Origin of the sequence: Pseudoalteromonas sp. NZS11, assembly GCF_015864765.1 — a bacterium.
Lineage (GTDB): Bacteria > Pseudomonadota > Gammaproteobacteria > Enterobacterales > Alteromonadaceae > Pseudoalteromonas > Pseudoalteromonas arctica.
In genome coordinates this window covers 695,687-719,328 of record NZ_JADYWP010000001.1, presented here as the reverse complement: position 1 = coordinate 719,328, position 23,642 = coordinate 695,687, and the positions used below count along the sequence as shown (strand labels likewise).

Here is a 23,642-nt window from a genome sequence, read left to right as displayed (position 1 = left end):
AACTCGTTATTTTAAACGACTCGATAACAACAATTAAAATCGATGGTTATAACACACACTTTACTTATTAAATTGTGCTAGATCAGCAAATAAGCACTTTTTATTTTTTAACATTTCCAGTAGATTGTCACCGCCGTCACACAATAGAGAAGTACAATAATATGAGCGCAGTTAGAGGCGAGTTCAGCTCTCGCTTTGGTTTTATTATGGCCGCCGCGGGTTCTGCCGTTGGTTTGGGCAATATTTGGGGATTCCCTACACAAACAGCAAGTAATGGCGGTGCTGCATTTTTAGTCGCATATTTAGTGCTTGCGTTCTTTTTAGCCTACCCCGCTTTAATGGCTGAACTGATGATTGGTCGTCATGGCCAAGCAAATGCGGTTTCATCACTTCAAAAAATATCTAATAAGCCATGGCAAAAACACTTTGCCTTTATTGTTGGTTTTGGCGGTATTTTATGTGCTGGCTTTATATTAAGTTTTTACGCCATTGTTGCTGGTTGGATGCTCAGCGCTACAGCTGAACCCATAGCTACTCTTGTCGGTGCCGACACAGCATCGACATGGCTAAGTGAGCAATCACTTACCCGAAACATTATATTCACTCTCGTCTTTATCGTACTAACTGTCGCTATTATCAGTAGAGGCGTTGAGAACGGTATTGAAAAATGGTCAAAACGTTTAATGCCCGCTCTTTTGGGGATTTTATTTGCACTTATTGCTTATGTAATGACCCAAGATGGCGCAATGGAAGGTTTAAAGGCTTACTTAGTTCCTGATTTTTCGTCTATTTTTGACGCAAAACTATTAGTTAGCGCACTAGGACAAGCTTTTTTCTCTTTATCGCTAGGTACTAGCGTAATGATTATTTACGGCTCGTACATTAGCAAAAAAGAAAATCTTGTTTCTTTAGGTGCCTATGTAACCCTTATTGATGTATTTATAGCCTTTGTAGCGGGTTTACTGATTATTCCGGCTATGTATGTAGCGCAAGCTCAAGGCGTTGAAATATTCTCGGCCTCAACAGGTAAATTACTCTCTGAAGATACGTTAGTATTTCAGGTACTCCCTGCTTTATTTGATGGAATGGGCGAAGTTGGCTTATTTGTGGGCTTTTCATTTTTTGCGTTAATGAGTATTGCCGCTTTAACGTCATCTATTTCAATGTTAGAGGCGCCAGTATCATACACTGTAGAACGCTTTGGGATGAAACGCGTTCAGGCAACCTGGTTGATTGGAGCTTTAATTGCTATCGTTAGCATTATAATTGTGTGTAACCTTAGCAGCTTATTTGGCTTAGTGATTACTTTAACTACAAAAGTAGCTCAACCTTTGCTTGGCCTGATGTGTTGTATATTTGTAGGCTGGATTTGGTACAGAGGCTCATTACTTAAAGCAATTAAAGAAGGTAATCCTGAGGTCCATAACACATTGTTTTGGAAAATATGGCCTTGGTATACCAAGTTTGTGTGTCCACTTGCTATTGGTATGGTGTTTTTACACTCACTCTTGAGCTAAATAATACCTTAACCTTAAAATAGTCTTAAATTAAAATAGCCCACATTAGTGGGCTTTTTTATAGCTGCTTAAATTGGATTTATTTAGCGAGTTTTAAAATCATATCTTGATGAGGTATACCGTCTTCTAAATATTCACTTTTATAATCCTCAAAGCCAAAAGAGCGGTAAAAATCAAGCAAGTAAGTTTGTGCACCTATATAAATATCTCGCTCAGGCCATTGTGCTTTGCAGCAGTCTATAGCTTCAGTAATAAGTAAAGTAGCATACCCATTGCCACGCGCTCTTTCACTTACTAGCACGCGACCTATTGCGCTGTATTGCTCACTTTTGTCATAACAACGCGCATAAGTTTGTAGTTGCCCATTATCCAATGTATATAAATGCTGTGTATTTAAAGCAATATCTACATCATCAAGTTCAGGGTAAGGACATTTTTGTTCTACAACAAACACATCAACCCGCCCACGCATAATAGTAAAAAGAGTCTGTGTATCAAGAGCGTCAAACTGCTCACATTTAAACTGCATATTAAATCCTATAAGCAAAAAACCCAGCTTAGGCTGGGTTTATTAAAATCACTCGCTAGCTTAGTTAGCTTATACTAAGTAAATAAGCGCTCTAGCTGATCACACAACTGCGATAGATTCACATGATCGTGCTCTATGGTCAAATCTACATAACCATCGCCTTTAAAGGCTCTGTCTAGCTCTATAAGCACATGTGTTTTATGTGCCTCTGGTACAAACGATAATTCAATCTCCTGAATGCCAAATAAGCTGCGGCTATTAGGCTTATACTCAAGTTCTTGGTAACACCCAGATAATGACTGAAAAGTTGAAGCCCGTAAGTGGCCTTTTTCTACGTCAGCTTTCATTAAACTAAAACCTAACTTTTCCATCGCTTGCATACACGTTTTAACCGCTTCATTAGGGTAAATGTGTAAATGGTCTTTATCTGTTGGGTCAAGTGCTAAGTCTATATCTAGGCCTGTTTCTAGCCATACATGCGATTGATTATAACCTGCATTAATTTCTGTAATAGGTGTTTCAGAATGAAGACGTGCTTCAAAAGGGATATTTTTAACTTCGCCTGGCTCAATTGTACCAATATCTGTAATTCGCCATTGCTCAATTACATGATTAGTAAAATAATCGCCATCATCACCCGCAACTTTAACACGAGTCATTAATAATAAATCTAAGCCTGCGATATCTTGGCTAACATCCCCTGCTGTGATAACTATTTGTGCGTTAAAAAGTTGACCTGGTTGTAGGTGTTCAGTTTCTAAAATAGTGTCTACTTTTGCAGCACCAATACCTACCGACGCTAAAATCTTTTTAAACATATCTCTCTCCTTAAGCTGAGCTGCTCTATTATTTGCTCCGGCTTAAACTTCTTCGTTATCGCATCTTAACCATATTTAAAAGCTAATGTCAGTGAAAAAATGTTATTTACATACTATTTACGATTAAATAAGTGTTTAATGCGCATTTTTCATACGCAGCAAGGCAAGTAATTGATTAGACGCGTTCATTTTTAGGTCTATTATATTTTCAATGGCATAAATTTTTCGTTACACTGCAATACCAAATGAAGTGATATTAAGAATTATGGAACTAATCTATTTTGCTGCCGCGTTTGTTTGTGGTTTTGCCGTTTATCAATTAAAACTACCTCCTCTTATTGGATTTTTATTAGCAGGCTTTGCTTTAAATTTATCGGGTTATAAAAGTACAGAGTTGCTCGATACAATTGCAGCCCTTGGCGTTACCCTTCTTCTTTTTAGTATTGGCTTGAAACTTAAAGTTAACAGTTTAATTAAACCTCAAGTTTGGGCACCTGCAACATTGCATATCATTTTTAGCAGTGCGTTATTTAGTGGTTTTATGCTGTTACTTGGCGTATTCGCTATTCCACTATTTGTTGATTTAAGTTGGCAAAGTGCTTTATTAGTTGGGTTTGCGCTTAGCTTTTCAAGTACTGTATTTGCAGTAAAAGTGCTTGAAGAACGCGGAGAAATGGCAAGCTTACACGGTAAAATAGCCATTGGTATATTGGTAATGCAAGATATCTTTGCTGTTATCTTTTTAGCTATTAGCACCGGCAAAGTCCCAAATTTATGGGCAATTGCACTAATAATTGCTTTGCCTTTATTACGACCTGTAATGTATGGCGTATTGAACCGATCTAAACATGGTGAACTATTACCATTGTTTGGTTTTTTCTTTGCTCTAGTTGCTGGTTATCATGCATTTGAATTTGCAGGCCTAAAAGGCGATTTAGGTGCACTAATAATAGGAATGATGTTTGCCCCTCACAAAAAAGCAGGCGAGCTATCAAAATCCCTGCTTAATTTAAAGGACATATTGCTAGTTGGCTTCTTCTTAAGTATTGGTTTGAGCGCAGAGCTAACCACTAACTCCTTGATTGTTGCTATTATACTTATTTTAGTATTACCCGTTAAAATAGCGCTTTATTATGTGTTCACTAATATATTTAAACTACGCGCGCGTACATCATTACTTACTGCTTTTAGCTTATCTAACTACAGTGAGTTTGGTTTAATTGTATGTGCAGTGGCTGCAACTACAGGCATGATCACCTCTGAATGGCTAGCTGTAATGGCAATTGCTGTTTCTATTACCTTTATAATTGCCTCCCCATTAAATAAACGTTCAAACGAGTTGTACGTCAAAATTGAGCACTGGTTATTAAAGTTCGAAAGCAAAACTCGTTTAGCTGAAGAGCTACCTGTTAACCTTAACGATACTAGAATAGTCATTTTTGGTATGGGACGTATTGGTACTGGTGCTTATGAGACTATCAACGCGACTCACCCAAATGTTGTTGCAGGTATAGATATAAAACCTGAGGTGGTAGATAAGCACGTTAACAGAGGCCGCAACGTCTTAATTGCTGATGCAACCGACCCTGACTTTTGGCAACGAGTAAATCACTCACAAGTAGAAATGGTTATGCTTGCGATGCCAAAGCATATGCAAAATATCTTTGCTCTAGAGCAGCTACAAGCCTCTGGTTATAAAGGCCAAGTAACAGCTATTGCAAACTACCCTGATCAACAAAAAGAACTAGAAGAAATGGGTGTTCATTCTACTTATAACTTTTACCTAGAAGCCGGTAGTGGTTTTGCAGAGCACGTTAAACAAGAGCTATTTAACGAATAATTACTTTTTATAACGTCTATAAATAACAAGGCCTTAATCAGTTAAGGCTTTGTTATTAGTTTTTAAATAAAAAGCAATTCTATTTACATTCCTTTACAAGCCAATTCACCACAACAATGAAAAACAGGTAGACTAACTGTGTTGGTTAAATAAGAACCCATGTTCTAATAATAACTTAATTAGATCCCAGCTAATTAAAGTTCAACTAGGTTTATATCAATCAACATAAAATTATTAAATCAGAGGGCCTACTCCCTCGCAAAATAGGCTGTTTCTTGCCCGTCACAGCCTATTTTATATCTCTAAAATCCCTTACACTTACGCATACTTTAAATACATAAGTAGTTTTTATGGATCCAAAACAACTAAAAATAGCGATAAATACTACAATGCCGTTTGGAAAATATGCAGGACGGCCATTGTTGTTACTCCCAGAGCCTTATTTAGTCTGGTTTAATCAGCAAGGGTTTCCTGACTCAAAACTAGGTAGTCAACTTGCGATGATGTATGAGGTAAAACTAAATGGCCTTGAGCAAATGTTAATGCCATTACTTGAAAAAAATAAAAATAGTTGAGAACTTTTTTAAGCACCTGCGGTCTATTATATTGCTACTTGTTGATTTTGGTTTTTAACCGCAAAAAAAGCGCCTTTAGGCGCTTTTTTTATGTCTTAAATTTGAGGGGTAAATATACAATAAATTTAGCACCACCTAAGCTTGAGCTTTCTGCTTTACACTCTCCTTGGTGCCACGACACAATTTTAGCAACTATAGCGAGTCCTAAACCAAAACCACCGGTATCCTTGCCTCTACTTTTATCTAGTCGAGTAAAAGGTTTAAATACATTTTCTCGCTCAGCGGGAGCTATCCCCTCCCCATCATCTTCAACAATCAATACGATGTATTTTGTCTCTTGTAGCAATGTAATTTTGACTTGTTTATGGGTATATTTGAGCGCATTGCCAATTAAATTTTGAAATACTCGCGCCATAAAGTGACTATCACAGTAATAATTTAAATGCTCAGGGAGGTTTACGGAGAGCGTTGTTCGGGCTTCAAAGTTTAGCTTTTCAACAGTTGTTTTTACCAGCCCAGCTAAGTCACAGTTTATTGGCTGTAAACTAGGTTGTTGAGAGTCTAATCGCGCGTATTCGAGCATTTCAGAAACTAGTGACTCAAGCTCGCTAATGTCTGTTTGCATGTTTATTAAGTATTTCTCACCTTTTTCGTCAAGCATTTGTTCTTGCAGCATTACAATTGCAAACTTTAAACGTGCTAGTGGTGTTCTAAACTCATGCGACACCGATGAGGTAAGTTCTTGCTGCGCACTAAGTAAAAACTCAATACGTTGCTGCATTACCTTTAATGTATCAGTAATAGGTAAAAAGAAAGACTTAGAAGAGTCATTTAGTTGAAAGTCTTGCAAACCCTCTACCGCTTCACACGCTTTACGTAGCTTTGCAAAGTCGCGCCATAGTAAAAAGCTCCACAGCCCAACAGGTATACCTACAATAATAAGTAGTAATAAATACGGCCAAACAGAAGATGATTCCTGCGTTAATACACCTACCGGTCCTACTTGAAGTAATGAATCATTACCGAGATCTACATACCAAACAATGCGTTGTTGCTTATCGTATAAGTATAAGTAGTGGTTTTGGTTGAGCTGCGATTGTTGTTTTTGAGGGAGTATTAAATCACGTCGTTCAATCACTTTACTTTCAAAGTTGTGCTTTAATTTTTTAAGACCATTTGGAGTTTGTGAGAGCAACCAGAGTGATTGCCCAAACTCATCATCTAAGAAGACCTGTTGTTGCGACTCTTCGTAAGGCCACAATTGCTCTATAACACCGCTTACTACAAACAAAGAAACGATGATATATAAATATAAGCTGGTAAACAGTTTTCCCATTAAAGCCGACTAACCTTAAATAGTTCTAAAGATCCCATGCATCAGAAACAAATAAGTAGCCTTGTCCCCATACAGTTTTTATACGATACGGCTTATCGCTGTTGTCGCCTAATTTTTTACGAATTCGTGATACGCGTACATCCACAGTTCTATCAAGTCCATCGTATTGGCGGCCAATCATATGCTGGTGCACATGTTCTCGACTTAGTACTTCACCCGCATTTGACGCTAATAGCCATAGTAACTCAAACTCGTGCGAAGTTAATACAATCTCCGAATCACTTAGTTTTACAATACGACTTGTTTTATCAATGACTAAATCACCAAACTGGAGCTCTTCGCTTGATTTTACCATGGGTTGTCCACGACGCAGTAATGCATTAATTCGCGCTAGTAATACACGTGGCTCTGCTGGTTTTATTACATAATCATCAGCGCCAAGCTCTAAGCCAAGTACTTGGTCGAAATCTTCACCTTTAGCAGTCAACATTAAAATTGGTAGAGTAAATTTATCTCTTACTTGGCGGCAAACGCTAAAGCCATCTTTACCTGGCAGCATAACGTCTAAAATCATTAAATCGGGTGTATTGTTTTCTAAGTAATTAAACACTTCGTCACCACGGTCTAATACTTCGACTTCAAGGCCATTATGTTCAAGGTAATCTTTTGTTAGTTGTTGTAAACCGAGATCATCTTCAACAAGTAAAATTTTTGGCATTAGTTGCTCCTAAATTAAAAAAAGCTCCACGGAGAGCGAAGCCTACGCCTATTTTTTTTAGCATGGGCGCTTTGTACTTCAACCTGTGTTTTTGCTATTAACACACCCGTATGAGGATTGATTAAGGAGTATATGGTCTCCACCTGAACACGCGCTTTATAATTAAATTGCCCAGAAAGTTGTTGCTCCCAGCATTGAAGCCGTTGCTCTTGCTGATACAAACAGACATCACTGTAGGCGTTTAATTGCCATTTAAATTGTAAATCAAGATCGCAAAAACCCTGCTGTTCAGAGACAACGCAGACTTTTGGAGAAACGCTAAAAAAAGGGGTTTGTGCCACACTAAAACCACTAAAAAAAGTGGTAATAAAGACAACTAATATTAAATACTTCATATTAAAAAGTACGATCGAATCCTATAAATGCAGTCATTGAATAAGTACGTTCGAAGAGCGGACTGCCATCCATAGCCGAATAGTCGTAATATGCTACATGAAAACGAAGAGAGTCAGCCTTACTCAGAGGCCAACGGGCATCGATTTTAGCATAAGGTTGCCAACTACTACCAACGTCTATTTTGCCAAATTGAGTTTCACCCTCATTAAGTCCATAAAAATAGCTATTTAGTTCCGCAGATTTATAGTTTATTCCAAGTGTTGGCTTTATTTTGAGCTTTCCTAGCACAGTATGATACTGCCACTGTAATGCTGCGCGTAAACCTCGATAAACATCGGTTATATCATGCAGAGCCTGAACCGAAAAAACATGGTCTTCATTTACATAGTGATATGCAATACCCGCATCCAGTGCAATTTGCCGTTTATGTAAATTATCAATATCAACATAGCGAGAGGACGAGGCTTCATCTTGCATTACGAACTGATTGTTGAGAGCACTGCTTTGTAGTGTAAATACATTTTTAGGGTGCCAGTCTATAAAAAAGCGAGACTCAGAGTTGAGTTCACCAACTAGATTAAAGTGATGCTTAGGGGTTTGCAAAAATGAATAACCAAGACGGCCATTATCAAAAAACCATTGCTCTGCATAAAACGCAACTTGAGGAATAAGCACGAGCGGAATATTATCTCCACCATGCAAAGGGTTGGTTATAACTCCAGCCCCCACGCTTAAACTCAAATGCAGACGATCGGTTGTTATATCTTGCTCTGTATAATCGTCAGCATGCTTGCTTGCCTGTGTTGCTTGCACCGAAAGGCAAACAAACAAAGTGCTAAAACATAGAGCTGTTAATAATGAGAAGGCATACCGCATCAGCGTAAATCAAAGTATCAAAATAAGTGAGTTCCCCATACTAGCAAGGTCTTTTTAAACTAGCTCTAGCTGGTTACAATTATTCACAATTTGTATACAAAAATGTTAACTTTATGCTTTTCGGACTATTTATCTTTCAAGGTAGTTGTGTCTAAGGATTGTACTTTGAGTTGCTTGTGTAGTTTTTGACTAATAGTACTTTAAGATACTTTGAAAATGAGGCACTACGTAGCAAATGCAATTATTCAAATAAAAAATTACTAAGAGCTAACTCGCTACAGCTCTATTGGGTTTTACCTGCTTATTTACCAAAACTGAAGTTGGATTAAATCGCCCTGAATTGAGCGGCTTTAACCCAAATAAATCAAAAACCTCTGGTACTTATTAAATATCAGGGGCTATTTCTATACGATTTCGTCCATGTGTTTTGGCAATGTATAAGGCTCTATCTGCACGCTCAACTAAAACAGAACTATTTGTAAATGGTCGTAAAATTGCTAAGCCAAAACTTGCTGAAATAGCACGTTTTGCAGTTGCATCATGCTTTTTACGAATCGCCAATTTTGCTATTGCTAAACGAATACAATCTGCAAATGCTATTATATCGTTAATAGTGTCAAAGTAGGCTGTTATACAAAACTCCTCGCCACCATATCTATACACATTTGCAGCTTCAGTTGTATTCTCTCTCACTTTTTTAGCAACTAGCCTAAGCACTTCATCACCCTTTTGATGGCCAAAATCATCGTTAAAGCGCTTAAAATGATCAATATCAAACATAATGAGTACGGCAAGAGAGTCTTCTTGCGCTTGCTCTGAGTATTCGAGGCAAAAGTTTACAATATCAGAATCAAACTTACCTCGATTATAAAAACCCGTAAGCGTGTCGGTATCGGCTGCTTCCTTTGAAATATTGAGTGCTTCTTTTAAATCTTTTATTTCATTGTAGGCAACGGCTAATTTAGTCTGAAACTCCCGAGCATAATCTTGCATTGCAATAGAATCGTCGGTTAAACGCTCAACACAACCTAGTATCTCATTGTAAGAGTTTACATCAACAAGCATATTTAATTCATTTTGTGAGTCAACTAAACTCGTCGTAAAGCTTTTAGAGTGATCAAGCGTTGTGCTTATATCTTGCTGAACTTGCTCCATAGTTGTATGAAATTTTTCAGTCATTTCTTGAAAAAAAACGAGATCGTCTTGCGTTAAATGTTTATCAAAAATTTCTTTTGCTTTGTCTTGTGAACATGTTTGTTGCAGAGCAATAACATGGTCTAACTCAGCATTTAATGAAGGTTTGTTTCCTTGAATATAACAGTACCAAATTGCATAGTTGATGGGTGTAACCGGCATTCGGTATTTTACCATCAAAGGAATCGCCTTTTTTAGGCATTGAGCAGAATGAGCAAGTGATACGGCGTGGTTCATAAATAAACTCTCAAGCGTCATTGTTTTTATTATTAGCGCTCAATGTTAAGTAATAGTAAACTTATACGCAACCTATATTCATACTATTTAACTAACTTGCTTATTCTCTGCGCGCATTAAATCGCTTTTGCATCTAAAGTTTGCGCAATATTCCACAAAGCACTGATTGCAGGGTCATTTAACTCTTTCCTTAATACTGCCAAACCAATATCAAACCCATCAGGCGCTTGCATTTTTGGTGTTAGTATTTGTACTTTATCTTGCAGCGGGCTGTTATCTAGCACTATTTTAGGGACCATTGCGACACCTAATCCTAAGCTCACCATAGATACCATTGCTTCGTGCCCAGCAACTTGTGCGTAAATTTTCCCGTGAATATTATTTTTGCGCCACCAGTGTTCTAACCTTTGGCGAGAAAAACCTTGTTCTGGCACAATAAATTCTAAATCAGACCAATTAATGTCATCACCATTCTGCGTTAGTTTTTGTGTGATCGGGCATTGAATTTTTGGTCCAATTAATAAAAGTGGAGAATGCCCTATATCTACAAAAGCAATTTGCGCCGGTAACTTATTTGGCTTAGCTGCAATAGCCATTAGCTCGTGCCCATCTAACACACGGTTTATAGCAAGTGCAGGGTCGCCTGTATTTAATGTTATTTCTATATACTGATGCTGCGCACGAAGCTGCTCTAATATTTGATGTAAAAAACTATAAGATGCAGTAACCGAGCAATAGATACTTACTTTGCCGTAAATATGTTGTTGTGGGTCTTTCACATTCGTTTTAAAACGCTGCCAATTAGCAAGCGTTGCTGTGGCGTAATCAATAAACGACTCACCCTCACGCGTTAATTTAACACTGCGGTTATCGCGTACAAATAATGCAACACCTACCTCTTCTTCCAAGTGTTTTATATTGCGGCTTAAAGTGGGTGCGCTTATATGACAAAGCTCGCTTGCGCGTCCAAAATGAAGTGTTTTAGCCAGTGCTAAAAAGTAGTTTAAATGTTTATGATCCATGCCAAACCCAGTATTTCATATTATGAAACACTTTAATTCAAATATATCATTTTACGCAAGCAACGATTTTACATATGGTGTTTGTAAGCGCAATAAATCTTGCGCATCTAACAAACATGACTTTATAGGACACTAACAATGGCGAATTATTTCAATACCTTACCTTTACGCGAGCAATTAGCGCAATTAGCGCAATGTGAATTTATGGACGCAGGCGAATTTGCCGATGGCGTTGACGCACTTAAAGGTAAAAAACTAGTTATTGTAGGCTGTGGCGCACAAGGTTTAAACCAAGGCTTAAACTTACGTGACTCTGGTTTAGATGTTTCTTACACATTACGCGCTTCAGCTATTTCTGAGCGTCGCCAATCATTTTTAAATGCATCTGAAAACGGTTTTACTGTTGGTACTTATGAAGAATTAATTCCTACCGCTGACGTAGTACTTAACTTAACGCCAGATAAACAACATACCGCTGTAGTAAGTGCAATTATGCCACTTATGAAAAAAGACTCTACACTTGCTTACTCTCATGGTTTTAATATCGTTGAAGAAGGCATGCAAGTACGTGAAGACATTACTGTAATCATGGTTGCGCCTAAGTGTCCTGGTTCTGAAGTACGTGAAGAATACAAACGCGGTTTTGGTGTACCAACTCTGATCGCAGTTCACCCAGAAAATGACCCTCAAGGTCTTGGTTTAGCACAAGCTAAAGCGTATGCAGCGGGTACTGGCGGACATCGCGCAGGTGTACTTAAATCATCATTTATTGCTGAGGTTAAGTCTGACCTAATGGGCGAGCAAACCATTTTATGTGGCATGTTACAAACTGGCTCTATTTTATGTTTTGATAAAATGATAGAAAAAGGCGTTGATGCGGGTTATGCATCAAAACTAATTCAATACGGCTGGGAAGTAATTACCGAAGCACTTAAGTACGGCGGCGTTACTAACATGCTTGACCGCCTTTCAAACCCAGCAAAAGTAAAAGCGTTTGAACTAAGTGAAGAGCTAAAACTAATTATGCGCCCGCTTTATAATAAGCATCAAGATGACATCATCGACGGCACTTTCTCACGCACTATGATGGAAGACTGGAATAACGATGACGTAAACTTACTTAAATGGCGCGCAGAAACAGCAGAAACTAACTTTGAAAAGACCCCTGCTGGCGATGTAGAAATCTCTGAACAAGAATTTTTTGATAACGGTATTTTAATGGTAGCAATGGTTAAAGCAGGTGTTGAACTTGCATTTGAAACCATGACAGCAGCAGGCATTATCGAAGAGTCAGCTTACTACGAGTCATTACACGAAACGCCATTAATCGCCAATACTATTGCGCGTAAAAAGCTTTTTGAAATGAACCGTACTATCTCTGATACTGCAGAATACGGCTGTTATTTATATAACCATGCATGTTTACCATTACTTGCTGATTTTATGAAAAACGTTGATACAGACATTATCGGTAAAGGCCTTGGCGAGCACAGTAACCAAGTTGATAACCAAACATTAATTCAAATTAACGCTGCATTGCGCGAACACCCAGTTGAGAAAGTAGGTGCTAAATTACGTGGCTACATGTCAGCAATGAAAAAGATTGTTTAACCCTAAACAATAAATGTTTCGCTTGTTAGAAACCAAGCCCGTATGCTTTTTGCATGTGGGCTTTTTTATGCCTGTTAATAAAACTTTAATCAATCTGGTGTATCTTTGCCTATTCTGCTTAGCCAATATTTAGTTCCAAATAAATAATGTGCTAATATGTTTTTCTATTTAGTTGTAAAATTAATTAATATCATGACGATACAAAATCTTTCGATCACTCAAAAAATCACAGCTTTAGGCAGTGTTATTGCTATATGCGTAGCCGCACTGATTGGTTTGACTTCCCTACACAGCTCAGAGGATATTATTGAGCGACGTATGATTGAGTCAGAGCTCCCTAGTAAACTGCAAACAATCAGCAATCACATAGGCGGTGAAATCAACGAGTTACTCGGTGCTGCTCAGCAACTATCATCAAACGAATTTATTTTACAATGGGCTCAATCAAACAACCAAAACGATACATTACTATTAAAAGAATTAAATCGCGTTGCCCAGCAATACGATTTAGCCACAGCATCTTGGGCAAATAGAGACACTGCACAGTACTGGAACCAGAATGGGTTTTTGCGTGTGTTAAAAAACGATGCAGCCGATGGCTGGTTCTTTGCTTTTAAGCAATCAAAACAACCTTACTCTATCAGTATTTATCAAGAGTCAGCCAATGATGTGAAAATGTTTGTAAATCATCAGCAAGCTAATGGTACTGGTTTAGCTGGTCTTGCAAAAAGCATCACTGATATGCAAAAGCTATTACAGCAATTTAAAATTGAGCAAACAGGCTTTGTATTCATTGCAGATAAAAGTGGATTGATTCAGCTTCATAAAGATGCAAGTAAAGTAGCTAAAGCAAACATTGATGATTTATATACTGCAAATATCCACAGCCAACTATTTAATAGTAATGGCTTTGCACTAGAAGAAATTAATTTAAATGGCGAACCGACACTTGTAGCTGCTATGCCTATTAAAAACACCGATTTATATGTGGTAGCCCAAGTGCCAAAAAGTGAAGTTTTCGCAAGCGTAAACACCCTGCAATGGCAAATATTTACTTTTACGGTAATTACAGCATTGGTTGCGAGTTTAATCAGTTATTTGCTTGCTCGCTCACTTTCATCTCCACTTTCTAAAATGGCTGAGTTATTTTCACGCCTAGGCTCAGGCGATGCAAATTTAGCGTACCGCTTACCAGAATCGAGCCAACCAGAGCTTAACAATCTAAGTAACGGCTTTAACCAGTTTATAAATAAAATAGAAACAGCGATTACTCAAGTTGCCAGCGAAAGTCACGATATTAGGAAAAGCTCTGATCATGTATTTGAACAAGCAAAACGGAACTCCCAAGCAATAGACAACCAAAAAGAACAAACAATATCTGTCGCAGCAGCAATCAACGAAATGGGCGCTACAGTACAAGAAATAGCGCAAAGCGCAGCAAATACAGCTAAGTTAACCGATAACAGCCGCGAAAACACCATTCAAAGTCACAAACAAGTACTCCAAAGCCAAGCAACTATATCAGCCCTTGCCAGCGATATTGATGGCATAACAGAGCAAGTTACTTTGCTTTCTAAAAAAACGGTTGATATTGCAAGTATTGTTGACTCAATTAGAGGCATATCGGATCAAACTAATCTACTTGCTTTAAATGCTGCAATTGAATCTGCTCGCGCAGGTGAACACGGACGCGGCTTTGCTGTTGTTGCTGATGAAGTACGTGCACTGGCAAACCGTACATCGCAATCAACCACCGAAATTCAATCTATGATTGAAGAGCTTACAAAAATATCTGATGATGTAGTTAATGATATTAGCCAATCGAAAGATAAAGCTCAGCAAAGCGTTGGTGCAATGCAAAGCTCTGTTGAATTACTTGATACGATAACCGAAACAGCAAATCAAATAAACGATATGGCTACGCTTATAGCGACTGCAACTGAGCAGCAAAGTAATGTGGTTGCCGATGTAAGTCGTAATATTGAGCAAATTAGCGAAATTAGCGATAAAGCAATGAGCGAACAAATCAATACAGAGCAAGCGATTCGCGACTTAGCCAACAGTGCACAAACACTTGATGCGCTTGTAGCTACCTTTGAAAAGCATCGCTAAGCAGCTCTAATATTACACGCCAGCTATGAGCAAAAACTATATTCGAAGATAGTTTTTGCTCATAACGAATATGCTTAATTTACACAAACTAAGTACTTTTGCTATCGCCAGTATTAAATGCTGAAACATACGCTTCCTTTTTAGCTCTAGGGAGCTTTTTTAATTGATACTCAAGCTTACTTGCTTCACTTTTATTACCTACTTGTTGTTGATGGATAAGTAAAAGAGGCCCTTTTCCTCTAAGGTTTTTAGCCCCTTTACCAGCTTGATGAGTTGCAAAGCGTTTTTCAACATTAGTCGTGATCCCTGTGTACCAATGACCAAATCGTGTTTCAACTATATATAAAAACCAAGTAGACTCAGTTTTTAAAATATTCGTTTCAATATGCTGTAAACTTTTTTCATTATCAGTGGTCAAAACATTACCTTAATGCCCTTAACATAAAACAATTGCTTAAAAGGGTTTTACCTTCAGTGACTAATCGGTATCATGCAGATTATAAAAAATAAGGATCACAACTAACAATGCAGTCGTTAAAAACTTTTTCTCTTTGGCTTATCGTCGCTTTAACACTTAGCTCAGCAGCAGGTTGCTCTAGCTGGGTATACCGAATTAACATTCCACAAGGCAACTTTTTAGAGCAATCGGATGTTGAAAAACTTCGTGTAAATATGACCCGAGAGCAAGTTGTTTATGTATTAGGTAGACCTATTGCCGAGGACGCCTTTGATAACAATACTTGGCGCTATATTTACAGCTTTAATAAAGGCCGTAAAAACGAACAAAATAAAGAGTTAGTAATTAACTTTGAAAATGAAAAGTTAGTTTCAATCTCAGGTGATTATGACCAACCTGAAAACTTTACTACACCGCTAGAGCAATAAACGTCTCAGGTAGTAAAAAAGGTGAGCATGGCTCACCTTTTTTATTGGTTTACTTAAAAAGCTTTTACCATTTTAAACGACGTTAGCGTGTGATTTAATCTGTTAAATTGTTCGAAGTTTATGCCGATTGGTATTACTTCTCGAGTGGGCGACCACCCGTTATTTTATTTGCACGCCCCTCTTCTTTTGCTTTTTCTGCACGTTTTCTGCGGGCATCTTTAGGATCTGCAATTAATGGACGGTATATTTCTATACGGTCACCGTCTTTTAATTCATAGTTAGCTTTTACAGTTCGATTCCACACACCTAACGTTAGCGATGTGGCATCTATTTCTGGGCACTTTTCTATAATACCTGACTGAATAACAGCTTGCTCGACTGTAGTCCCTTGTGGCACTTCAATTGATAAACACGTGGCCGTGGTCGGTAATGCAAAGACCACTTCAACATTAATCATACTCGCGCTCCATAAACCTGTTTTGCACGTTGAGTAAATGCACTCACCATATTTTTTGCTACATCGTTAAAAATCTTTCCAAAGGCAAGCTCTATTAACTTACTTGAAAATTCAAACTCTAGGTGCAAATGAACCTTACATGCTTTGGCGTCGAGCTCTTGAAAATGCCAGCGCCCTTTTAACGTCTTAAACGGACCATCAACAAGGCGCAGTAACACGGTTTGTTCATCAACAAAGGTGTTTTCGGTGGTAAACCACTTTTTTATACCCGCCTTAGATATTTCTAAACTCGCGGTCATGTTATTATCGTGCTGTGAAACAATTTTTGAGTCTGAGCAATTTGGTAAAAACTGTGAATAAGCTTCTACATCATTAACTAGATCAAACATCTCTTTAGTGCTGTACATAACCAGCGCACTTTTTTCTATTTGTGGCATACTCACTCCCAACTGTGTGGGCGAATTTTAGCAAGCTTTGCGCGTTTCCCCAAATTTTCATGCTGCTTAAATTAAAGCTAAATTTTTAAAAGCATTATTAAAAAAATCGATGTAAAACATCTCACATTACGTATATTATAGGGCACTATGGCTAAGAAAAATTCATCAAAATCGACAAGTAATACCATCGCGCTAAACAAAAAAGCGCGACATGAGTATTTTTTACACGATAAGTTTGAAGCGGGTGTTGAACTACAAGGCTGGGAAGTTAAAAGTATCCGAGCTGGTAAAGTAAATATCACAGAAACTTATATTCATCTTAAAAACGGCGAAGCATTTTTACTTGGCAGTCAAATTCAGCCACTTATAAGTGCATCGACCCACGTAATTTGCGACCCGCTACGTTATCGTAAATTGCTATTATGCAGACGCGAGCTTGACCGTTTATTCGGTGCAACAGAGCGCGATGGTTATTCTTTAATAGCTACAGCGATGTACTGGAAAAAATGCTGGGTAAAACTTGAGTTTCATTTGGCAAAAGGTAAGAAATTACACGACAAACGCGAAGACGGTAAAGATAAAGACTGGTCGCGTGAAAAAGAACGCTTAATGAAGCATAAAGCATAATTAAAAACGCCTAATTTATTAGGCGTTTTTAATTTCACCTATATAAAAGCTCAAATAATACCAATTCTCTTAATTAAATAATCTACTTTGAAATAAGAAAATCGTGTCGATAACAAGACAAAACTTGTTATACCAATCTGCTTATATATGGGGTCTATTTAACGTTAAGAAAATTACGCTAGAACTAGGCAAAAATTTTTATATCTAGTTGTTCTAAATAAAAATTTTTAACGACGTTATAGTGCAATTTAATTCGTTAAATTGATCAAAGATTTATGCAGGTTGGTATTACTTAGCCATTATCAGCAATTACTCCTGCATTACCCCACCTCCTGTATCTAGCAGTCGTAAATCAGAAAATTTCAATGCCTTTAGCATCAACTTTAACCCCTCAAATTGATTAAGTATTACTGCGAATTGGTATTACATAATTGAATAAATTAAAAGTATAAAAACAAACATAAGTTTTAATTTATAGAAATAAATTATTACAAATTATTTCTATCATTAGCTATTCCACACATGGCTTCATCTAGCTATATAACAATTATTAACCCTATGTCCTACTCACGCTTAGTTTCACCTAGAAAACAAAGTATAAATAAGGTCATAAAACCCACAAAAAAGCATTGAAACTAATACTTAAATCACAAATTAAGCTAATTGCTAACACTTAAGTTACATGATATTAATACCCGCGCTTGTTAAGCAAATAATTTTATAATATATCAACAAGGACTTAAGGATGAAGCAATCAACTGCATTTACACCAAGCATTATTGTGGGCGCAACACTCGCATTATCAGCAGGTTTTACAACAACAGCCTACGCAGCAGAAGAAGCTAAAAAAGTAGAGCGAATTCAGGTTACTGGTTCTCGTATTAAGCGAACTGATATTGAAGGACCTTCTCCGGTACAATCAATCGGTAGAGCTGAAATCGAAAACATGGGTTACGATAATTTACAGCAACTTCTAGAAAGAATGCCTGTAGCAGGTAGCGGTACTTTCTCTACTCGTGGTAACAACCAAGATTCAACCGCTAACGGTTCAGCTGCAGTAAGCTTACGTGGCTTAGGAGCCGATGCAACACTGGTATTAATTAATGGTCGCCGTGTATCAATTAGTGCCTTTGCTGAAGGTATCACCAACTCATTTGTAGATATTAACAGTATTCCTGTTTCTGCTATTGAGCGTATCGACATACTAAAAGATGGCGCTTCAGCTATCTATGGCTCAGATGCAGTAGCGGGTGTAGTTAACGTTATCTTAAAGAAAGATATTGATGGTGTTGAGATTAACCTAGGCTATGGCGGTACAGATGGTCCAAATTATGAAGAAACAACAGCAAGCCTAGTTTGGGGTACAACAAGCGAAAAAAGTAGTGCATCTGTTATTATCGATTACTTTAAAAACACATCTCTTTCTTCTGATGAAATGGGCAGCCTTGGCACTGCAAACCAAGCACCTTATGGTGGTGAAGATTTCCGTTCATCTCGTGGTTTCCCAGGCTACTTTTATGTGGATGGCGTTAAAACAATCGACCCTGACTGTCCTGCTGAAAATGCAACTTCAAGTGGTAGCTGTTTATTTGATTACGGCCCGTACGGCTTCATTGCCCCTGCATCTGAGCGTGTAGGCGCTATTTCACAATTTGAATACCGCTTTGATAACGGCATTACTGGCTTTTTAGAAATGGCTGTTCAGCATAACAGCTCTGTCGCTGCAGGTGCACCAACACCACTTGATGAAGATGCAGGCCTTACGGTACCCGCTAATCACCCAAACAATCCATTTGGTGAAGACATTCAAATTGGTCGTTACCGTACAGTAGATGCAGGCGCTCGCCAATGGGACATTGAGTCAGACACCTTACGCTTTGTTGCAGGGTTAAAAGGCGAAATAAACGATTGGAGCTGGGAGACAGCGGTACAAAAAGGTCGCAGTAAATCACTACAAACAGGCGATCGTACACAAGGCTGGGTACGCACCGATTTCTTACAACAAGAAATTGATGCCGGTAACTATAATCCATTCGGTGGCACATATAACGACCCAGCTGTAATTGACAGAATCACAACTAGCTTAGTGCGTCGCGGTGAGTCTCATATGACCTCTTTTGACGCTAACATTACAGGTGAAGCGTTTAGTTTTGGTGGCGAAGCTGTAATGATGGCCGCCGGTATTGAGTACCGTGAAGAAGATGTAAATGATATCCCTGATGATCAATTTCAACGTGGCTTAATATTTGGTACTGAATCAGTATCAGCTTCTGCTGATCGTGAACAATACGCTGCATATGTTGAGTTCTCAATCCCACTTGCTGAAAACCTCGAACTACAATTAGCCGGTCGTTACGATGATTATAGCGACTTTGGTACAACAACAAATCCAAAAATAGCTCTGCGCTGGGCACCGACTGATGAAGTAACGGTTCGTGGTTCTTGGGCGCAAGGCTTTAGAGCGCCTTCGTTAGCGCAAATAGGCTTAGGTCCATCACAAAAAAGCCAATTTTTTGTTGATACACAGCGCTGTGAACAAACAGGATTAGATTGCCAAGCACTTGATTACAACATTGAGTTCTCTGGTAACCCTGATTTACAAGCAGAAGAGTCAGAATCATGGAACGTGGGCGTTATCTGGGCACCAACAGCTGAGTTTGGTTTAAGTGTTGATGTATGGAGCATTACTCAAGATAATAAAATCGATGAAGAAGAATTTGGTCCTATTTATGCTGCAGAATGTGGTAACCAAAATAGTACCGTATGTGTTCGTTTAGCTCCTACAGGCGGAGCAAGCTTAGGCACAATACAAAAAATACACAGCACATTTAAAAATTTATCATCGCAAGAAGTGTCTGGTGTTGATGTTTCAGCAAACTATAACCACTCTCTTGATGACTTAGGTTTACTTAAATTTAATTTAGAGTGGGCATATCAAGATAAGTTTGAAAAAGATGGTCGTGATTACACGGGTGAATATGGCTACCCAGAGCATCGCTTTATTTTCTCAACCAACTGGGAAATTGGTGAGTTTAACACCAATGTAAATATCAGTTATGTAGGCGAATTTGAAGATACGCCTGATATCGACTTTGATGGCAATTTAGACTTTGATAGCAATACTTCACGTATGATTGACTCGCAAACGCTTGTTGATTTACAAACGTCGTACCGTATTACTGAATCAGCTAAAATATCTTTAGGTGTTAATAACTTATTTGATGAAGAGCCACCATTTGCAATTGGTGATGGCGATGGCGATTTATACGGTTATGCATCAGCTGTGCATAATCCTCGTGGCCGCTACTTGTACACTAAAGTAAGCTTTTCTTTCTAAATAAAAGACACAAAAAAACCGCCAATTGGCGGTTTTTTTATTTAAAACTAAGGGCTAAATTATAGCTCGCCTTCGTTTTCAGATAAGAACTTAGCAACGCCTTCAGGGCTTGCGTCCATACCTTTTTTACCTTCAGTCCAACCAGCAGGACATACTTCACCGTGCTCAGTGTGGAACGCTAGCGCGTCAACCATGCGAAGCATTTCGTCGATGTTACGACCTAGTGGTAAATCGTTCACTACTTGGTGACGTACATTGCCTTCTTCGTCGATTAAGAATGAACCACGAAATGCAACACCCGCTTCTGGATGCTCAACGTCATACGCTTTACAAATTTCGTGTTTAACATCTGCAACTAGTGCGTATTGAACTTTACCAATACCGCCGTCTGCAACAGCAGTGTTACGCCATGCATTATGTGAGAATTGTGAATCGATAGAAACACCAATTACTTCTACGCCACGCTTTTGAAACTCTTCAAAACGCTTATCAAATGCAATAAGTTCAGAAGGACATACAAACGTGAAATCTAGTGGGTAAAAGAAGATAACTGCTTTTTTACCTTTAATTGTTTCATGAAGGTTATAGCTATCTACAATTTCACCGTTACCAAGAACAGCTGCAGCGGTAAAGTCTGGTGCCTGGCGGCCTACTAATACACCCATTTTATTCTCCAAATATTTTGAGTTTGTTTTCAATTGCTTTCGCAATGCTGGTACTTATATGGGCGCTAAAAATTAAAAACCAATAGCGCACACATATAATTAATTGGCATTCTAAAGTTATTCACTACAAAAGAACAATCGCATTTAACGATGTGAGCAATCGAAAATAACGAACACTTACAACTTGCACTAATCTGCTTGAATAATAGGTCTATTTTGAAGTGTAAATTGCGTTGTAATTAGATAGAACTTTTGACGTTACTGAAGAAAGCTTAATACATTAAATTGTTTAAAAATTCATATAATGCGGTATTAATTTTTACAGCTACAAAAAAACCTGCAAATGCAGGTTTCTCGTTTAAATTTAATCCATTATATCTGAGGGCATATCGCCTCGAATTTTTTGCCAAATCTCACCTGTTTGATGACCGTATTTACGCATCATCGAAATAGCACCATCGTGCTCTTTATTTTCTGCCAAGATTGTTAAATCTTTATAAAACTGACGAGCAAGTTCACGAGTTCCAGCATCAGAGAAGTAATGACAACCAATCTTTGAATAAAAGCCTCTAAAACCGTTGAGTATTAATACATAAATACGGTTATTACCCGCAACGGCTAATTCATGATGAACTTTGTAATCGTAGTCAGCAAATGCCTGCGCAGTATCTTCTAGCTCATGACTTTGTGATAAAATTTCAATTACACGTTCAGGATTTAACTTAATTGCAGCACGTGTATAAATAGCACTAATATTAGTACGTGCAGATAAAAGCTGATCTGTCAGCTCAGGCATCTTGTCTTCATCTAAGCGCGCTAGTGTTTCAAGAATATTTAAGCCAGACGTTTCCCAAAAGTTATTTACTTTTGTTGGTTTACCATGCTGAATTGTTAACCAACCATCACGTGCTAAACGCTGTAATACTTCTCTCAAGGTCGTTCTTGTTACACCAATTAACTCTGAAAGTTCTCGCTCGGCAGGTAGAATTGAACCTGGAGGGAAATCGCCGTTCCAAATAGATTCAACTATATATTCTTCAGCAAATCCTGCTGGGCTTTTCGCTTTAAAAATTCTCATCCAGTTCCCACTCGAATTAATCAACACTCATCGTTTTACACGAATAACTGACTGATTGTACCAGACGAAGCATAACTAACAAGTAAAGTCAGGTATATTAATAAGCAAATGAGTAGAAATTAAAGATTAATAAATAATAAAATTTAGGTTTTTCTAATATAGCTACAATGTATAAATATACAGAGCAATATTCATTGTAGGTACATTGTAATTATTGGTATTTTTTATTTACACCATACCTAGCTTAATCAACTTAAAACACATAAGTACATTAAAAAGGAACACCTATGCAACAGAGCGTTCTAACCGCAACTTTAAAGAATTGATTAGGCAATGTACCAATGTAGTATAAGTAAGCGATATAACTAAGCTTATGTATCAATGGGAACTAAGTAGAGCGTCATGTAGCCTCTGCTGAGGCTGCATTGAGTGGTCAATAATTTCATCTTATAAAAAGCGACTTCGGTAGCTTTTTTTTCCTTTTTGTTGCCGCATACATTATCCTAGGTCATAATCTAACGTCTTATTTAAACGCGGAATTTTTATGAACTGGCTTGCCCAATTACCCACCCAACGTACCCCGTGGCTTTTATTTACAGCTATCGTTTTTTTACTTGAAGTGACCGCCCTTTTCTTTCAATACCAAATGGGATTGGCGCCTTGCATAATGTGCATATATCAACGTACAGCCGTACTGGGTCTATTAGGCGCAGGAATCGTAGGTTCGACTAAACCACAGAGCAAAGCAGTTCGTATATTAGCGTATGTAATTTGGGGTGTATCGAGTGTTTGGGGATATTTAATTGCTCGCGAGCATATTGATATGCAAACCACCACAGACCCTTTTGCATTTAGCTGTGAGTTTGAACCAAACTTCCCATCGTTTATGCCGTTACATGAATGGATACCTAGCTTTTTTCAGGCGACCGGGGATTGTGGAAATATAGATTGGCAGTTTGTTGGTTTGAGCATGCCTGCTTGGATGGAAATTATATTTGGGATTTTCTCACTAACACTATTTATTATAGTTATTGGCCGTTTATTAATTAAAAAGTCGATTTGATATGTTTACATTTTTTTCAAGCCAATTAGATGAGCTTAAACATCTAAAAGTACGCAAGCGCCAAGACGTAATAGCACTTTCTTTAAGTATGTTATCGCCAACTGATAAAGTGTTACTGCGTATTATTAAATTAATATTACTAAGTCCACTATTTTTAATATTCACGGTATTTAAAGGTTGGATATTAATCCCGTTTTTGATACTCGGCGGACTTTGCTACCCACTTTTAACAACACCTATTGAAATCAACTTTGCTAAAAAACACTTAAGCGATGCATTAAAACAATTTAATCAGGGCGCATAGCGCCCTGA

23 protein-coding genes are annotated in these 23,642 nt (G+C 38.0%); 10 read left to right on the top strand and 13 right to left on the bottom strand.

Annotation, left to right across the window (positions count from 1 at the left end; all coding sequences use genetic code 11):
- The first annotated feature begins 161 nt into the window (after positions 1–161).
- The gene (locus tag I6E82_RS03175) at positions 162–1,517 is read left to right on the top strand and encodes a sodium-dependent transporter (RefSeq protein ID WP_197100934.1); all 1,356 of its coding nucleotides are present in this window, start codon (positions 162–164) and stop codon (positions 1,515–1,517) included.
- A gap of 79 nt (positions 1,518–1,596) precedes the next feature.
- On the opposite strand, the gene I6E82_RS03170 is transcribed toward I6E82_RS03175, so the two are convergent.
- Complete coding sequence (locus I6E82_RS03170) at positions 1,597–2,046, bottom strand: GNAT family N-acetyltransferase (RefSeq protein WP_197116696.1); 450 nt, start codon at positions 2,044–2,046, stop codon at positions 1,597–1,599.
- Between the two features lie 74 nt (positions 2,047–2,120).
- Complete coding sequence (locus I6E82_RS03165) at positions 2,121–2,864, bottom strand: sporulation protein (RefSeq protein WP_007586609.1); 744 nt, start codon at positions 2,862–2,864, stop codon at positions 2,121–2,123.
- Positions 2,865–3,129: 265 nt separating this feature from the next.
- Between I6E82_RS03165 and I6E82_RS03160 the strand changes: the two genes are divergently transcribed.
- Both I6E82_RS03160 and I6E82_RS03155 read left to right on the top strand, forming a co-directional pair.
- The gene (locus tag I6E82_RS03160; protein ID WP_007586608.1) at positions 3,130–4,704 is read left to right on the top strand and encodes a cation:proton antiporter family protein; all 1,575 of its coding nucleotides are present in this window, start codon (positions 3,130–3,132) and stop codon (positions 4,702–4,704) included.
- A 350-nt stretch (positions 4,705–5,054) separates the two neighbouring features.
- Positions 5,055–5,279 (top strand): DUF3820 family protein, encoded by a 225-nt coding sequence (locus I6E82_RS03155; RefSeq protein WP_101216204.1) that lies wholly within the window; start codon positions 5,055–5,057, stop codon positions 5,277–5,279.
- A gap of 88 nt (positions 5,280–5,367) precedes the next feature.
- Here the strand turns inward: I6E82_RS03155 and I6E82_RS03150 are convergent, their stop codons facing one another.
- The 6 genes from I6E82_RS03150 to ilvY all read right to left on the bottom strand — a co-directional run bounded on the left by I6E82_RS03150 (position 5,368) and on the right by ilvY (position 11,058).
- Entirely contained in the window at positions 5,368–6,615 is a 1,248-nt protein-coding gene (locus I6E82_RS03150; RefSeq protein WP_165721597.1) for an ATP-binding protein, read from the bottom strand.
- A 25-nt stretch (positions 6,616–6,640) separates the two neighbouring features.
- A complete protein-coding gene (locus I6E82_RS03145; RefSeq protein ID WP_007584133.1) occupies positions 6,641–7,333 on the bottom strand; it encodes a response regulator in 693 nt (230 codons plus the stop codon).
- A gap of 14 nt (positions 7,334–7,347) precedes the next feature.
- Positions 7,348–7,728, bottom strand: a complete 381-nt coding sequence (locus I6E82_RS03140) for a DUF3019 domain-containing protein (RefSeq protein ID WP_197116694.1) — start codon at positions 7,726–7,728, stop codon at positions 7,348–7,350.
- Position 7,729: 1 nt separating this feature from the next.
- Positions 7,730–8,542 (bottom strand): MipA/OmpV family protein, encoded by an 813-nt coding sequence (locus I6E82_RS03135; RefSeq protein ID WP_197116692.1) that lies wholly within the window; start codon positions 8,540–8,542, stop codon positions 7,730–7,732.
- A 447-nt stretch (positions 8,543–8,989) separates the two neighbouring features.
- Complete coding sequence (locus I6E82_RS03130) at positions 8,990–10,036, bottom strand: GGDEF domain-containing protein (protein ID WP_024589919.1); 1,047 nt, start codon at positions 10,034–10,036, stop codon at positions 8,990–8,992.
- Positions 10,037–10,152: 116 nt separating this feature from the next.
- The gene (gene ilvY / locus I6E82_RS03125; protein WP_007584128.1) at positions 10,153–11,058 is read right to left on the bottom strand and encodes an HTH-type transcriptional activator IlvY; all 906 of its coding nucleotides are present in this window, start codon (positions 11,056–11,058) and stop codon (positions 10,153–10,155) included.
- A gap of 138 nt (positions 11,059–11,196) precedes the next feature.
- Here ilvY and ilvC point away from each other — a divergent pair, with 138 nt between their 5' ends.
- Both ilvC and I6E82_RS03115 read left to right on the top strand, forming a co-directional pair.
- Positions 11,197–12,669, top strand: a complete 1,473-nt coding sequence (ilvC, locus tag I6E82_RS03120) for a ketol-acid reductoisomerase (RefSeq protein WP_121955330.1) — start codon at positions 11,197–11,199, stop codon at positions 12,667–12,669.
- 192 nt (positions 12,670–12,861) lie between these two features.
- A complete protein-coding gene (locus I6E82_RS03115) occupies positions 12,862–14,781 on the top strand; it encodes a methyl-accepting chemotaxis protein (RefSeq protein ID WP_197116690.1) in 1,920 nt (639 codons plus the stop codon).
- Between the two features lie 88 nt (positions 14,782–14,869).
- Here the strand turns inward: I6E82_RS03115 and I6E82_RS03110 are convergent, their stop codons facing one another.
- Positions 14,870–15,199: a GIY-YIG nuclease family protein gene (locus tag I6E82_RS03110; RefSeq protein WP_007584123.1), complete on the bottom strand. Its 330-nt coding sequence runs from the start codon at positions 15,197–15,199 to the stop codon at positions 14,870–14,872.
- 107 nt (positions 15,200–15,306) lie between these two features.
- On the opposite strand from I6E82_RS03110, the gene I6E82_RS03105 reads away from it, so the two are divergent.
- Positions 15,307–15,666 (top strand): outer membrane protein assembly factor BamE, encoded by a 360-nt coding sequence (locus I6E82_RS03105; protein ID WP_004335706.1) that lies wholly within the window; start codon positions 15,307–15,309, stop codon positions 15,664–15,666.
- Positions 15,667–15,799: 133 nt separating this feature from the next.
- On the opposite strand, the gene I6E82_RS03100 is transcribed toward I6E82_RS03105, so the two are convergent.
- Positions 15,800–16,123, bottom strand: a complete 324-nt coding sequence (locus tag I6E82_RS03100; RefSeq protein ID WP_007584122.1) for an RnfH family protein — start codon at positions 16,121–16,123, stop codon at positions 15,800–15,802.
- Complete coding sequence (locus tag I6E82_RS03095; protein ID WP_007584120.1) at positions 16,120–16,560, bottom strand: type II toxin-antitoxin system RatA family toxin; 441 nt, start codon at positions 16,558–16,560, stop codon at positions 16,120–16,122. The genes I6E82_RS03100 and I6E82_RS03095 overlap by 4 nt, the downstream gene beginning before the upstream one ends.
- A gap of 147 nt (positions 16,561–16,707) precedes the next feature.
- Between I6E82_RS03095 and smpB the strand changes: the two genes are divergently transcribed.
- Positions 16,708–17,187 carry an SsrA-binding protein SmpB gene (smpB, locus tag I6E82_RS03090; RefSeq protein ID WP_197116688.1) on the top strand — a complete coding sequence of 160 codons (480 nt, stop codon included), beginning with the start codon at positions 16,708–16,710 and terminating at the stop codon, positions 17,185–17,187.
- Positions 17,188–17,932: 745 nt separating this feature from the next.
- Positions 17,933–20,524: a TonB-dependent receptor gene (locus tag I6E82_RS03085; protein ID WP_197116686.1), complete on the top strand. Its 2,592-nt coding sequence runs from the start codon at positions 17,933–17,935 to the stop codon at positions 20,522–20,524.
- 59 nt (positions 20,525–20,583) lie between these two features.
- Here I6E82_RS03085 and I6E82_RS03080 read toward each other — a convergent pair whose 3' ends face one another.
- Both I6E82_RS03080 and fadR read right to left on the bottom strand, forming a co-directional pair.
- Positions 20,584–21,189, bottom strand: a complete 606-nt coding sequence (locus I6E82_RS03080; protein WP_007378637.1) for a peroxiredoxin — start codon at positions 21,187–21,189, stop codon at positions 20,584–20,586.
- A 364-nt stretch (positions 21,190–21,553) separates the two neighbouring features.
- On the bottom strand, positions 21,554–22,267 hold the full coding sequence (gene fadR / locus I6E82_RS03075) for a fatty acid metabolism transcriptional regulator FadR (protein ID WP_004335692.1): 714 nt from the start codon (positions 22,265–22,267) through the stop codon (positions 21,554–21,556).
- Between the two features lie 544 nt (positions 22,268–22,811).
- Between fadR and dsbB the strand changes: the two genes are divergently transcribed.
- Both dsbB and I6E82_RS03065 read left to right on the top strand, forming a co-directional pair.
- A complete protein-coding gene (gene dsbB, locus I6E82_RS03070; protein ID WP_007584117.1) occupies positions 22,812–23,330 on the top strand; it encodes a disulfide bond formation protein DsbB in 519 nt (172 codons plus the stop codon).
- A 1-nt stretch (position 23,331) separates the two neighbouring features.
- Positions 23,332–23,634 (top strand): DUF6170 family protein, encoded by a 303-nt coding sequence (locus I6E82_RS03065; protein ID WP_010553884.1) that lies wholly within the window; start codon positions 23,332–23,334, stop codon positions 23,632–23,634.
- Positions 23,635–23,642 lie beyond the last annotated feature (8 nt).

Excerpts from the sequence above, each read along its gene's own strand:
- I6E82_RS03150 (WP_165721597.1), bottom strand. The coding sequence starts at position 6,615 with ATGGGAAAACTGTTTACCAGCTTATATTTATATATCATCGTTTCTTTG.
- fadR (WP_004335692.1), bottom strand. The coding sequence starts at position 22,267 with ATGAGAATTTTTAAAGCGAAAAGCCCAGCAGGATTTGCTGAAGAATAT.
- I6E82_RS03145 (WP_007584133.1), bottom strand. The coding sequence starts at position 7,333 with ATGCCAAAAATTTTACTTGTTGAAGATGATCTCGGTTTACAACAACTA.
- I6E82_RS03175 (WP_197100934.1), top strand. The coding sequence starts at position 162 with ATGAGCGCAGTTAGAGGCGAGTTCAGCTCTCGCTTTGGTTTTATTATG.
- smpB (WP_197116688.1), top strand. The coding sequence starts at position 16,708 with ATGGCTAAGAAAAATTCATCAAAATCGACAAGTAATACCATCGCGCTA.
- I6E82_RS03170 (WP_197116696.1), bottom strand. The coding sequence starts at position 2,046 with ATGCAGTTTAAATGTGAGCAGTTTGACGCTCTTGATACACAGACTCTT.
- I6E82_RS03080 (WP_007378637.1), bottom strand. The coding sequence starts at position 21,189 with ATGGGTGTATTAGTAGGCCGCCAGGCACCAGACTTTACCGCTGCAGCT.
- I6E82_RS03085 (WP_197116686.1), top strand. The coding sequence starts at position 17,933 with ATGAAGCAATCAACTGCATTTACACCAAGCATTATTGTGGGCGCAACA.
- I6E82_RS03140 (WP_197116694.1), bottom strand. The coding sequence starts at position 7,728 with ATGAAGTATTTAATATTAGTTGTCTTTATTACCACTTTTTTTAGTGGT.
- ilvC (WP_121955330.1), top strand. The coding sequence starts at position 11,197 with ATGGCGAATTATTTCAATACCTTACCTTTACGCGAGCAATTAGCGCAA.
- I6E82_RS03100 (WP_007584122.1), bottom strand. The coding sequence starts at position 16,123 with ATGATTAATGTTGAAGTGGTCTTTGCATTACCGACCACGGCCACGTGT.
- I6E82_RS03065 (WP_010553884.1), top strand. The coding sequence starts at position 23,332 with ATGTTTACATTTTTTTCAAGCCAATTAGATGAGCTTAAACATCTAAAA.
- I6E82_RS03160 (WP_007586608.1), top strand. The coding sequence starts at position 3,130 with ATGGAACTAATCTATTTTGCTGCCGCGTTTGTTTGTGGTTTTGCCGTT.
- I6E82_RS03105 (WP_004335706.1), top strand. The coding sequence starts at position 15,307 with ATGCAGTCGTTAAAAACTTTTTCTCTTTGGCTTATCGTCGCTTTAACA.
- dsbB (WP_007584117.1), top strand. The coding sequence starts at position 22,812 with ATGAACTGGCTTGCCCAATTACCCACCCAACGTACCCCGTGGCTTTTA.
- I6E82_RS03155 (WP_101216204.1), top strand. The coding sequence starts at position 5,055 with ATGGATCCAAAACAACTAAAAATAGCGATAAATACTACAATGCCGTTT.
- I6E82_RS03095 (WP_007584120.1), bottom strand. The coding sequence starts at position 16,560 with ATGCCACAAATAGAAAAAAGTGCGCTGGTTATGTACAGCACTAAAGAG.
- ilvY (WP_007584128.1), bottom strand. The coding sequence starts at position 11,058 with ATGGATCATAAACATTTAAACTACTTTTTAGCACTGGCTAAAACACTT.
- I6E82_RS03130 (WP_024589919.1), bottom strand. The coding sequence starts at position 10,036 with ATGAACCACGCCGTATCACTTGCTCATTCTGCTCAATGCCTAAAAAAG.
- I6E82_RS03165 (WP_007586609.1), bottom strand. The coding sequence starts at position 2,864 with ATGTTTAAAAAGATTTTAGCGTCGGTAGGTATTGGTGCTGCAAAAGTA.
- I6E82_RS03115 (WP_197116690.1), top strand. The coding sequence starts at position 12,862 with ATGACGATACAAAATCTTTCGATCACTCAAAAAATCACAGCTTTAGGC.